This is a genomic window from Micromonospora sp. URMC 106 (genome assembly GCF_051386395.1).
Lineage (GTDB): Bacteria > Actinomycetota > Actinomycetes > Mycobacteriales > Micromonosporaceae > Micromonospora.
The window spans coordinates 41,272-52,798 of the sequence record NZ_JBPQTP010000039.1; the positions used below are offsets into that span (position 1 = coordinate 41,272).

The window sequence follows — 11,527 nt, forward strand, 5'->3', positions numbered from 1 at the left end:
CGGCAGTGGGGGATCCGATTTCATCTCCGCCGCGGGGCCGTGTAATGTATCCCCTGCGCGTCACCCCCCGGGGAGATCGCGCAGGCCCCCTTAGCTCAGTCGGCAGAGCGTCTCCATGGTAAGGAGAAGGTCTACGGTTCGATTCCGTAAGGGGGCTCAGAGGGTCCGGCTGGACCCGCCACGGCGGTGTAGCTCAGATGGTAGAGCAAGCGGCTCATAATCGCTGTGTCGCCGGTTCAAGTCCGGCCACCGCTACTCTCGTCCACCGGGCCGGTCCCGGCGGCCGGTGGGATGGGCGCCACAGGCGCCCACTTTGCATGTCCGCGTCGTCAGCGCGTAGGCTGACGCGCTGTAGTTGTTACCCGTAGCGAGGAAGGCACTCCGCCGTGGCGAAGGCGACCGATGTCCGGCCGAAGATCACTTTGGCGTGTGTGGAGTGCAAGGAGCGCAACTACATCACGCGCAAGAACCGCCGTAACGACCCGGACCGCATCGAGCTGAAGAAGTTCTGCCCGCGGGACGGCAAGCACACGGTCCACCGCGAGACCCGCTGACCCACGGCCGGCTCCGCCGGCCCGGTCCCTGGCACTTCCCGATCGCCGATCCGCACGGACGGCGCGGCTCCGGCCGCCGCCGCCCGCACGGATCGGCGATTGTTTTTTGCGTGTAGGTTCGCGGCATGTCCCTGGACCCGTCCTTCGTCGGCCGGACGTATCCGCCGACCGCCCCCTACCAGGTGGGCCGAGAAAAGATCCGTGAGTTCGCGACGGCGATCGGCGCCGCCGACCCGGCCCACCACGACCCGGAGGCCGCCCGCGCGCTCGGCCACCCGGACGTGGTCGCCCCACCGACCTTCCCCGTGGTGGTCAGCATGGCCGCCAGTCAGCAGATCATCGACGACCCGGCCCTGGGCGTCGACTACAGCCGGGTCGTCCACGGCGACCAGCGCTTCGCCTACACCCGCCCGGTGGTGGCGGGGGACGAGCTGGTCTGCGTCTGCGTCGTCGAGGACGTCAGCAGCCGTGGCGGGCACGACTTCCTGACCATCCGCACGGAGGTCGCCACGCCGGCCGGGGAGCCGGTGGTGACCGTCTGGTCGAAGATCGTCGTACGCGGGGAGGGCTGAGATGGAGCTGCCAGCCAAGACGTTCCGGGTGACGCGCGCGGACCTGGTCCGCTACGCCGGCGCCTCGGGGGACTTCAACCCGATCCACTGGAGCGACCGGTTCGCGACCAAGGTGGGTCTGCCGGGCGTGATCGCCCACGGCATGTTCACCATGGCGCTGGTGGGCCGCGCGCTGACGGAGTGGGCCGGCAGGCCCGACGCCGTCGTCGACTACAACGTCCGCTTCACCCGGCCGGTGGTCGTGCCCGACGACGACGAGGGCACCGAGATCGCGGTCACGGCGGTCGTCCGCGAGATCACCGAGGAGGGCCTGACCAGGCTCGACGTGACCGCGACCTGCCACGGCGAAAAGGTGCTCTCGCAGGCCCGGGCGACCGTCCGGACGGCCGGCTGACCGGGCTCGCGACGCGCGATGGGCAGACCGGTTGGGAAAGTCGCGGGACTACCCGTACACTGGTCCGCCGTGGGGCAAGTGACCCCTGCGCGGTCCTGTGACCGGGCGGGGCGAGCGTTGCCGCACAGGGGTGTAGCTCAATTGGCAGAGCAGCGGTCTCCAAAACCGCAGGCTGCAGGTTCAAGTCCTGTCACCCCTGCGCCTCAGGCCTGACCGTTCCCGTGGGTCGCGCCGCCGCAGGGCGGCGTCCGGCCCGTGGTGGTGGCATCGGCGGGGTGGTTCCGAGGCATTCGGGCCGTCCGGCCGATCCGCCGGCCGCGGCCCGTCGCGGGACGGTTGGTCCGGCCGGCGTGACCAAGCGCTGCGCACGCCGACGGCGTGCGACCCGACATCCCGCGACGGAGGGCGAAGTGGCCGACAAGAAGCGGCGCGGCGAGGACGCCGGCGACGATCGTCTGAACGACGAGATCGTCGACGACGTGGCCGACGACGACGCCACCGACGCCGAGGAGCCGGTCTCCCGCGGCGGCACCGCGACGCGGTCCCGGGCGAAGGCCGAGTCGGCCGACAGCCGGCCGAAGACCAAGGCGGACACCGACCGCGTGGGCCTGTTCGGCCGCATCGCCCGATTCATCCGCGAGGTCGTGGCCGAGCTGCGTAAGGTCATCTGGCCGACCCGCAAGGAGCTGCTGACCTACACGGCCGTGGTGGTCGCGTTCGTCGCGGTGATGCTGACGATCGTGGCCGGCCTTGACTTCGCCTTCGCGAAGGGCGTGCTGTGGGTCTTCGGCAACCCCAGCTGACCGGCCGACTGAGCCGATAGTGACGGAAGTGAGCGAGCGTGCCTGAGTACGACGAGACCGCCGAGACCACGGACGAGCAGTCCACGGTGGCGACGGCGGCTGGTGACGAGTCGGTCGAGGCCGCCAGCGAGCCGGAGTTCCCCACCACCGAGCCCGCCCCGGACGAGGACTACGACCCGGTCGCCGAGCTGCGGCAGAAGCTGCGCTACGCGCCGGGCGACTGGTACGTGGTGCACTCGTACGCCGGCTACGAGAACAAGGTCAAGACCAACCTCGAGACCCGGATCACGAGCCTCGACATGGAGGACTACATCTACCAGGTCGAGGTGCCGACCCGGGAAGAGGTCGAGGTCAAGAACGGGAAGCGGTCGCAGGTCCAGGCCAAGGTCTTCCCGGGCTACATCCTGGTCCGGATGGAGCTGACCGCGGAGTCCTACTCCTGCGTGCGCAACACGCCGGGCGTGACGGGCTTCGTCGGCGCGACCGACCGGGCCGACCGGCCGGCCCCGCTCTCCCTCGACGAGGTGCTGAAGTGGCTGGCGCCGGCCGTCGAGACCGAGCAGAAGAAGGCCAAGCCCGAGATCAAGGTCCTCGACTTCGAGGTCGGCGACTCGGTCACGGTCACCGACGGCGCCTTCGCCTCGCTGCCGGCGACGATCAGCGAGATCAACGCCGACCAGCAGAAGCTCAAGGTGCTCGTGTCGATCTTCGGCCGCGAGACGCCCGTGGAGCTCAACTTCAACCAGGTCACCAAGATCTGACGTACGGTCGCCGGCGGTGGGCGGCGGCCCGCCGCCGGCGTACCCGTTCCGGCTGCCCGCTCGACCTCGGCGGGAGGGGCGGCGGGACGCTGCGCTACCCTAGAACGTCGCCGCTGTCGCATCGCGCTGACCGTGCGCGCCCGCGGCCGGCACCTTTCCCAGTTTCAAGCCCCAGGAAGAGACATGCCTCCGAAGAAGAAGCTCGTCAAGACGTTCACGCTTCAGCTGCCGGCGGGCCAGGCCACCCCGGCGCCGCCGGTCGGCCCCGCGCTCGGCCAGCACGGCGTGAACATCATGGAGTTCTGCAAGTCCTACAACGCGCAGACCGAGTCCCAGCGGGGCGACATCGTCCCCGCCGAGATCAGCGTCTACGAGGACCGCAGCTTCACGTTCGTGCTGAAGACCCCGCCCGCCGCCCGGCTGCTGATCAAGGCCGCCGGCGTGCAGAAGGGCTCGGGCGTCCCGCACAAGGAGAAGGTCGGTTCGGTCACCCGCGCCCAGGTGCGCGAGATCGCCGAGAAGAAGATGGCCGACCTCAACGCCAACGACATCGACCAGGCTGAGAAGATCATCGCCGGCACCGCCCGGTCGATGGGCCTCAACGTCACCGACTGACCCCCCGGTCACCGCCAGATCCAGTTCGTGGGAGGGCGCGCGGGAAGTCGCGGCCCGCCATAGACCACAGGAGTTACAGGAACATGCAGCGCAGCAAGAGCTACCGCAAGGCCGCCGAGGTCATCGACCGGTCCAAGCTCTACACCCCCGCCGAGGCCGTGAAGCTGGCCAAGGAGACCACCAACGTCAAGTTCGACGCCACGGTCGAGGTCGCGATGCGCCTCGGCGTCGACCCCCGCAAGGCGGACCAGATGGTCCGCGGCACGGTCAACCTGCCGCACGGCACCGGTAAGACCGCCCGCGTGATCGTCTTCGCCGCCGGCGCGAAGGCCGAGGAGGCCGCCGCCGCCGGTGCGGACGAGGTGGGCACCGACGAGCTGGTCGCCCGGATCCAGGGCGGTTGGCTCGACTTCGACGCGGCGATCGCCACGCCGGACCAGATGGCCAAGATCGGTCGGATCGCGCGGATCCTGGGCCCGCGCGGTCTCATGCCGAACCCGAAGACCGGCACGGTGACCATGGACGTCACCAAGGCCGTCGCGGACATCAAGGGCGGTAAGATCACCTTCCGGGTGGACAAGCACTCCAACCTGCACCTGATCATCGGCAAGGCCTCGTTCTCCGAGACCCAGCTGATCGACAACTACGCGGCGGTCCTCGACGAGGTCCTGCGGGCCAAGCCGTCCGCCGCGAAGGGCAAGTACCTCAAGAAGGTCACCCTCACCACCACCATGGGCCCGGGCGTTCCGGTCGACCCGAACCTGGTGAAGAACCTGCAGGAGGGCTCGGCCGAGGGCTGAGCAACCGCACCCGTGACGGGGCGTCGCCACACTGTGGCGGCGCCCCGTTCCCTTTCCGTTGTGGCATGCTCGGCCGGTGCGGCTGGAAGACGTCTGGCTGCGGTACCGACGGCGCGGGCCGTGGGTGCTGCGGGCAACCGATGCGCGGGTCGGCCCCGGTGAGGTCGTGGTCGTGCTCGGCCGCAACGGCGTGGGCAAGTCGACGCTGCTCCAGGTGGCGGCCGGGGTGCTGCGGCCGAGCCGGGGGCGGGTGACCGACCGGCCCCGCCACGTCGGGTGGGTCCCGGAGCGCTTCCCGGCCGACCAGCCCTTCACCGTCGAGCGTTACCTGACCGCCATGGGGCGCGTCGCCGGCCTCGATCCGGCGGCGACCGGTCGGGCGGTCGACCACTGGACCGACCGGCTGGGCCTGACCGGGTTCCGCCGGGTCCGGCTGCCGGAGCTGTCCAAGGGCACCGCCCAGAAGGTCGGCCTGGCCCAGGCGATGCTGCGTCCCCCCGGCCTGCTGGTGCTCGACGAGCCCTGGGAGGGCCTCGACGCCGCCACCCGGGAACTGGTGCCCGCGGTGATCGACGAGGTGCTGGCCGCAGGCGGGTCGGTGCTGGTCAGCGACCACCGCGGCGAGATCGCCCGGCTGCCCGGCGCCCGGCGCTGGACGGTGGCCGACGGCACCGTCACCGAGGGCTCGCCGCCGACCGACGAGGCGATGGCGGTGGTCGAGATCGCCGTGCCAGCCGCGCGGGTCGCCGGCACCGTCGCGCGGTTGCGCGCCGAGGGGCATCACATCCTTCGCGTACGCCCCGAGGCGCCCCCGGCGGCCCGGACCGCCGAGGGGACGTCGGCGGGGACCGTGGAGGTCGGCGCGGCGGAGCCGAGCGGTCCGGTGCCCGGGGGAGCGCGGTGACCGCGCTGCTCCGGCTGCGGCTGGCCGGGTTCCTGCGTACGGGACGGGCGCTGGCGCCGCTGCTCGCCGGCCTGGTGGCCCTCGGCGTCCTCTACGGCGGCGGCCGGGCCCAGCCGGGGGAGGCGTACGGCGTCTCGGCGGTGGTGCTCTTCCCGGTGCTGGCCTGGCAGACCAAGGTGCTGCTGGACGTCGAGCCGGACGTGCAGCGCCGGCTGGCCCAGGCGCTGGTCGGGGCGCGCCGGGAGCGGCTCGCCGGCCTGCTCGCCGCTGGCGCCGCCGGCCTGGGCACGGTGGCCGTCGCGCTGGTCTTCCCCTGGCTGGTCGGCGGGGTCACCGGCCCGGTGGAGCCGGGCGACCGCTCGGTGCCCCTCGGCATCGCCGTGGGGCTGTGGGCGCACCTGCTGGCCGTACCGGCGGCGGTGGCGCTCGGGGCGCTGGCCAGCCGCGCCTCGGCGGGCAGTGCCGGCTACGGCGTCGCGGTGCTCGCGCTCGGCGGGGTCGGCGCGGTCGTCCTCGGCCTGAGCGGGTCGGTGGCGCCGTGGCTGGCGCCGCCGGTGATGGCGACCGCGCGGGCCGCCGCCGGCGACCTGGCCGCGTCGACCGTCGCGCTGCTGACCGTCTGGGCCGCGGCCTGGAGCGCGGCGGCCGGCGCGGCCTACCTCTGGCGGCGCCGCCATCGGCCCTGACCACCGGGTCGCCACCGGTCCTGACCGCGGTGCGGCCACCGGTCCTGACCGCGGTGCGGCCACCGGTCCTGACCGCGGTGCGGCCACCGGCCCCGGGGGCGTGACCCGGCCCACCACGGGCGATTTGGTGGTCGGGGCACTCCTCGCGTAACCTTGGCCGCGAAGTTCCACCCAGAGACCGCTGGTCACCGTGCCCCGGCACGGTCGAAGGTCCCGCGACGACGGGCGACCCGCGCAGGGCGGTAAGCGAAAATCGGTGCTGAGCACGGTCCGCCGACTGTGCCTCCTGTTCCGGCCCTCGCCCCGTGCGCCCTGCGCCGGGGCTTTCTCGTTCTCGTGATGCCTCCGCTCCCGTCGAAAGCTCCGGCCGACGACGGTGACCAGCCTCGAGCAACGAGAGAGGAGGGACATGGCGGACAAGCCGATCCGGGCCGACAAGGCCACGGCCGTCGCTGAGCTGACCGAGAGCTTCCGCAACGCGGGCGCCACGGTGCTGACCGAGTACCGCGGTCTGACGGTTTCCCAGCTCACCCAGCTGCGACGCTCGCTCGGCCAGGAGACCAGCTACACGGTCGCGAAGAACACGCTCGCGAAGCGTGCCGCGTCCGACGCTGGCATCTCCGGTCTCGACGAGATGTTCACCGGTCCTACCGCGCTGACTTTCGTTTCGGGCGACGTCGTCGAGGCGGCGAAGGGGCTTCGCGACTTCGCGAAGGCCAACCCGAAGCTCGTCATCAAGGGCGGTGTCTTCGAGGGCAAGGCCATTTCCGCGGCCGAGGTCACGAAGCTCGCCGACCTGGAGTCCCGTGAGGTGCTGCTGGCCAAGCTGGCCGGCGCGATGAAGGGCAACCTGAGCAAGGCCGCGGCCCTGTTCCAGGCTCCGCTCTCCAAGGCCGCCCGTGCGGCGGCCGCTCTGGCGGACAAGCGCGAGAAGGAGGGCGCCGAGGCGGCCTGAGGCCCCGCGGCGCACCCAGTTCTTACCTAACAGATTCAGGAAAGGACGCCAGACATGGCGAAGCTCAGCACCGACGAGCTGCTCGACGCGTTCAAGGAGATGACGCTGATCGAGCTCTCCGAGTTCGTGAAGCAGTTCGAGGAGACCTTCGAGGTCACCGCCGCGGCTCCGGTCGCCGTTGCCGCCGCTGGTGGCGCTGCCCCGGCCGCCGCCGAGGCCGAGCCGGAGAAGGACGAGTTCGACGTCATCCTCGAGGCTGACGGCGGCAAGAAGATCCAGGTCATCAAGGTCGTGCGCGAGCTGACCGGCCTGGGCCTCAAGGAGGCCAAGGACCTGGTCGAGGCCGCTCCGAAGGCCGTCCTGGAGAAGGCCAACAAGGAGACCGCCGACAAGGCCAAGGCCAAGCTCGAGGGTGAGGGCGCCAAGGTCACCCTCAAGTGACCTGAGGTCGACCAGGCGCGCGTCCGGCTCACGTGAGCCGGGGCACACCGCGTCACGGCGGGCGGTGATCCGACAGCGGATCGCCGCCCGCCGTCTTGGTGGCCCCGGCGGCAGGGCGGTGAGCAGGGCGTCCGCGTCCGGTGTCGGCGAGTGCGCGCTGCGCGGCGCTAGCCCGTGGGTGGGAAAGACGGGGCGACCCGGTTGCCGGCCCTTGACGCGGCCCTGGGATGACAGGCACGCTGACACCAGCAAGACCTTCCGCGCTTGCAACGGCCACCACTTGGGTAATGGCAGCGGCAGCACCATCCGCCGCGACACCCGAGCGGCCCGGCAGGAACGTCGCGTTCCGAGCGGCCCGGCGAGACCCGGTTCGAGGGTCCCGAGGCACGTTCCGCGACGACCTGTGGGGTGGGCTGGACAGCGGTTAGCCTCTCGGCTACACTGCTAGTTTGCGCTGCCTTCCGACTTGACCCCTGCTCGGAAATGTCCGTTTGTGGATATTTCTGGTGGGGTCATTGGAGTGCACGCGTACCAGCCGTTCTGCAGCACCGGTCCTCGGAAGGACGCATCTTGGCAGCTTCCCGCCCTGCGAAGACCAGTCGTACGTCGAGCGCATTCGCTCCCCGCCGAGTTTCATTCGGCAGGATCACCGAACACCTCGAGGTCCCCAACCTCCTCGCCATCCAGAACGAGTCCTTCGACTGGCTCGTCGGCAACGAGGCTTGGCAGGGCCGGTCGGCGGACGACCCGCACGCACGCTCGGGTCTCGCGGAGATCCTCGACGAGATCAGTCCCATTGAGGACTTCTCCGGCACCATGTCGCTCTCCTTCTCGGCTCCGCGCTTCGACGAGGTCAAGGCCTCGATCGAGGAGTGCAAGGAGAAGGACCTGACCTACTGCGCCCCGCTGTTCGTGACCGCGGAGTTCACCAACAACACCACCGGCGAGATCAAGAGCCAGACGGTGTTCATGGGTGACTTCCCGATGATGACGCCGAAGGGCACCTTCATCATCAACGGCACCGAGCGCGTCGTGGTCAGCCAGCTCGTCCGGTCCCCGGGCGTCTACTTCGACAAGCAGCCGGACAAGACCTCCGACCGCGACCTCTCCAGCGTCAAGGTCATCCCGAGTCGGGGTGCCTGGCTGGAGTTCGACATCGACAAGCGCGAGACGGTCGGCGTTCGCATCGACCGCAAGCGCCGGCAGGCCGTCACGGTGCTGCTCAAGGCCATCGGTTGGTCGGCCGAGCGCATCCGCGAGCGGTTCGGCTGGTCCGAGCTGATGATGACCACGCTCGAGAAGGACCACATCGCCGGCCAGGACGAGGCGCTCCTCGACATCTACCGGAAGCTCCGCCCTGGCGAGCCGCCGACCCGCGAGAACGCCCAGACCCTGCTCGACAACCTCTTCTTCAACCCGAAGCGGTACGACGTCGCCAAGGTCGGTCGTTACAAGTTCAACAAGAAGCTCGAGCTGGACGTGCCGATCACCACCGGCACGCTGACCGAGGACGACATCGTCGCCACCGTGGAATACCTCTGCCGGCTGCACGCCGGTGAGGAGGGCTACGAGGCCGACGACATCGACCACTTCGGCAACCGGCGCCTGCGTACCGTGGGCGAGCTGATCCAGAACCAGGTCCGGGTCGGTCTGTCCCGGATGGAGCGGGTCGTCCGCGAGCGGATGACCACCCAGGACGTCGAGGCGATCACGCCGCAGACCCTGATCAACATCCGCCCGGTGGTGGCGGCGATCAAGGAGTTCTTCGGCACCTCGCAGCTGTCCCAGTTCATGGACCAGACCAACCCGCTGGCGGGCCTGACCCACCGGCGCCGGCTGAGCGCGCTCGGCCCGGGCGGTCTGTCCCGGGAGCGGGCCGGCTTCGAGGTCCGCGACGTGCACCCGTCCCACTACGGCCGGATGTGCCCGATCGAGACGCCGGAAGGCCCGAACATCGGCCTGATCGGCGCGCTGTCCACCTTCGCCCGGGTCAACCCGTTCGGCTTCATCGAGACGCCGTACCGGAAGGTCGTCGACGGTCGGGTCACCGACCAGATCGACTACCTGACCGCGGACGAGGAGGACCGGTTCGTCAAGGCGCAGGCCAACGCGCCGCTGAAGGCCGATGGCACGTTCGCCGAGGACCGCGTCCTGGTCCGCCGTAAGGGCGGCGAGACCGAGGACGTCCCGCCGGCGGCCGTGGACTACATGGACGTGTCGCCGCGGCAGATGACCTCGGTCGCGACCGCGATGATCCCGTTCCTCGAGCACGACGACGCCAACCGGGCGCTGATGGGCGCGAACATGCAGCGCCAGGCGGTGCCGCTGGTCAAGGCCGAGTCCCCGCTGGTCGGCACCGGCATGGAGTACCGTGCCGCGGTCGACGCCGGTGACGTGGTCGTCGCCGAGGTCGGTGGCGTCATCGAGGATCTCTGCGCCGACTACATCACCATCCACCAGGACGACGGCCACCGCCGCACGTACCTGCTGCACAAGTTCCGCCGCTCCAACGCCGGCTCCTGCGTCAACCAGAAGCCGGTGGTCTTCGAGGGCGACCGCGTCGAGGCCGGTCAGGTCATCGCCGACGGACCGTGCACCGACGAGGGCGAGATGGCGCTCGGGCGCAACCTGCTGGTGGCGTTCATGTGCTGGGAGGGCCACAACTACGAGGACGCGATCATCCTGTCGCAGCGCCTCGTGCAGCAGGACGTGCTCACCTCGATCCACATCGAGGAGCACGAGGTCGACGCCCGGGACACCAAGCTGGGTCCGGAGGAGATCACCCGCGACATCCCGAACGTCAGCGAGGAGATGCTCGCCGACCTCGACGAGCGCGGCATCATCCGGATCGGCGCCGAGGTCGTCCCCGGTGACATCCTGGTCGGCAAGGTCACGCCCAAGGGCGAGACCGAGCTGACCCCGGAGGAGCGGCTGCTCCGCGCGATCTTCGGTGAGAAGGCGCGCGAGGTTCGCGACACCTCGCTGAAGGTTCCGCACGGCGAGACCGGCACGGTCATCGGCGTGCGTACCTTCTCCCGCGAGGACGGCGACGAGCTGCCGCCGGGCGTCAACGAGCTGGTCCGGGTCTACGTCGCCCAGAAGCGGAAGATCCAGGACGGTGACAAGCTCGCCGGCCGGCACGGTAACAAGGGCGTCATCTCCAAGATCCTGCCGGTCGAGGACATGCCGTTCCTGGAGGACGGCACGCCGGTCGACATCGTGCTCAACCCGCTCGGTGTGCCGAGCCGGATGAACATCGGCCAGGTGTTGGAGACGCACCTCGGCTGGGTGGCCAAGACCGGTTGGAAGGTCGAGGGCGACGACGCCGAGTGGAAGCGTCAGCTCCGCTCGATCGAGGCGCACGAGTCCGAGCCGGACACCAACGTGGCCACGCCGGTCTTCGACGGCGCCCGCGAGGAGGAGATCTCCGGCCTGCTGGCGTCGACCCTGCCCAACCGGGACGGCAAGCAGCTGATCGGCTCCAGCGGCAAGGCGCAGCTGTTCGACGGCCGCTCCGGCGAGCCGCTGCCGGACCCGATCGCGGTCGGCTACATCTACATCCTGAAGCTCAACCACCTGGTCGACGACAAGATCCACGCCCGGTCGACCGGCCCGTACTCGATGATCACGCAGCAGCCGCTGGGTGGTAAGGCGCAGTTCGGTGGCCAGCGCTTCGGTGAGATGGAGTGCTGGGCGATGCAGGCGTACGGCGCCGCGTACGCCCTGCAGGAGCTGTTGACGATCAAGTCCGACGACGTCCTGGGCCGGGTCAAGGTCTACGAGGCGATCGTCAAGGGCGAGAACATCCCCGAGCCGGGCATCCCCGAGTCGTTCAAGGTGCTGCTCAAGGAGCTGCAGTCGCTGTGCCTCAACGTCGAGGTGCTCTCCAGCGACGGTGTGGCCCTGGAGATGCGCGAGACCGACGACGAGGTGTTCCGGGCCGCGGAGGAGCTGGGCATCGACCTGTCCCGGCGCGAGCCGAGCTCGGTCGAAGAGGTCTGAGGTGAGCGGTGGGGGGGGGGGGGGGGGGGGGGGGGGGGGG

Annotated in this window: 12 protein-coding genes and 3 tRNA genes; all 15 read left to right on the forward strand. The window is 70.3% G+C overall.

The features are described from left to right. Positions 1-84 precede the first annotated feature (84 nt). A tRNA-Thr gene (locus ACSNOB_RS14780) sits at positions 85-157 on the forward strand. Positions 158-182: 25 nt separating this feature from the next. Beyond that, a tRNA-Met gene (locus tag ACSNOB_RS14785) sits at positions 183-255 on the forward strand. Between the two features lie 131 nt (positions 256-386). Beyond that, positions 387-554 carry a 50S ribosomal protein L33 gene (rpmG, locus tag ACSNOB_RS14790; RefSeq protein ID WP_013288652.1) on the forward strand — a complete coding sequence of 56 codons (168 nt, stop codon included), beginning with the start codon at positions 387-389 and terminating at the stop codon, positions 552-554. Between the two features lie 125 nt (positions 555-679). Next, positions 680-1,126 (forward strand): FAS1-like dehydratase domain-containing protein, encoded by a 447-nt coding sequence (locus ACSNOB_RS14795; protein WP_436687170.1) that lies wholly within the window; start codon positions 680-682, stop codon positions 1,124-1,126. A 1-nt stretch (position 1,127) separates the two neighbouring features. After that, positions 1,128-1,520 carry a MaoC family dehydratase gene (locus ACSNOB_RS14800; protein ID WP_436687171.1) on the forward strand — a complete coding sequence of 131 codons (393 nt, stop codon included), beginning with the start codon at positions 1,128-1,130 and terminating at the stop codon, positions 1,518-1,520. A gap of 126 nt (positions 1,521-1,646) precedes the next feature. Continuing rightward, positions 1,647-1,719: transfer RNA gene (locus ACSNOB_RS14805), tRNA-Trp, on the forward strand. Positions 1,720-1,930: 211 nt separating this feature from the next. Then, complete coding sequence (secE, locus tag ACSNOB_RS14810) at positions 1,931-2,323, forward strand: preprotein translocase subunit SecE (RefSeq protein ID WP_393105634.1); 393 nt, start codon at positions 1,931-1,933, stop codon at positions 2,321-2,323. A gap of 38 nt (positions 2,324-2,361) precedes the next feature. Continuing rightward, positions 2,362-3,084 carry a transcription termination/antitermination protein NusG gene (gene nusG, locus ACSNOB_RS14815; RefSeq protein ID WP_393105632.1) on the forward strand — a complete coding sequence of 241 codons (723 nt, stop codon included), beginning with the start codon at positions 2,362-2,364 and terminating at the stop codon, positions 3,082-3,084. A gap of 183 nt (positions 3,085-3,267) precedes the next feature. Further along, the gene (rplK, locus tag ACSNOB_RS14820) at positions 3,268-3,699 is read left to right on the forward strand and encodes a 50S ribosomal protein L11 (protein WP_350681614.1); all 432 of its coding nucleotides are present in this window, start codon (positions 3,268-3,270) and stop codon (positions 3,697-3,699) included. An 83-nt stretch (positions 3,700-3,782) separates the two neighbouring features. Next, complete coding sequence (rplA, locus tag ACSNOB_RS14825) at positions 3,783-4,499, forward strand: 50S ribosomal protein L1 (protein WP_393105630.1); 717 nt, start codon at positions 3,783-3,785, stop codon at positions 4,497-4,499. 76 nt (positions 4,500-4,575) lie between these two features. Continuing rightward, positions 4,576-5,403 (forward strand): ABC transporter ATP-binding protein, encoded by an 828-nt coding sequence (locus ACSNOB_RS14830; protein WP_436687172.1) that lies wholly within the window; start codon positions 4,576-4,578, stop codon positions 5,401-5,403. Beyond that, positions 5,400-6,089, forward strand: coding sequence for a hypothetical protein (locus tag ACSNOB_RS14835; protein WP_436687173.1), 690 nt, complete (start codon positions 5,400-5,402; stop codon positions 6,087-6,089). The genes ACSNOB_RS14830 and ACSNOB_RS14835 overlap by 4 nt, the downstream gene beginning before the upstream one ends. Before the next feature lie 409 nt (positions 6,090-6,498). Continuing rightward, positions 6,499-7,044, forward strand: coding sequence for a 50S ribosomal protein L10 (rplJ, locus tag ACSNOB_RS14840; RefSeq protein ID WP_393105624.1), 546 nt, complete (start codon positions 6,499-6,501; stop codon positions 7,042-7,044). A 54-nt stretch (positions 7,045-7,098) separates the two neighbouring features. Continuing rightward, entirely contained in the window at positions 7,099-7,485 is a 387-nt protein-coding gene (gene rplL, locus ACSNOB_RS14845) for a 50S ribosomal protein L7/L12 (protein ID WP_393105622.1), read from the forward strand. Between the two features lie 570 nt (positions 7,486-8,055). After that, positions 8,056-11,487, forward strand: coding sequence for a DNA-directed RNA polymerase subunit beta (gene rpoB, locus ACSNOB_RS14850; protein WP_436687174.1), 3,432 nt, complete (start codon positions 8,056-8,058; stop codon positions 11,485-11,487). The last annotated feature ends 40 nt before the right edge of the window (positions 11,488-11,527 follow it).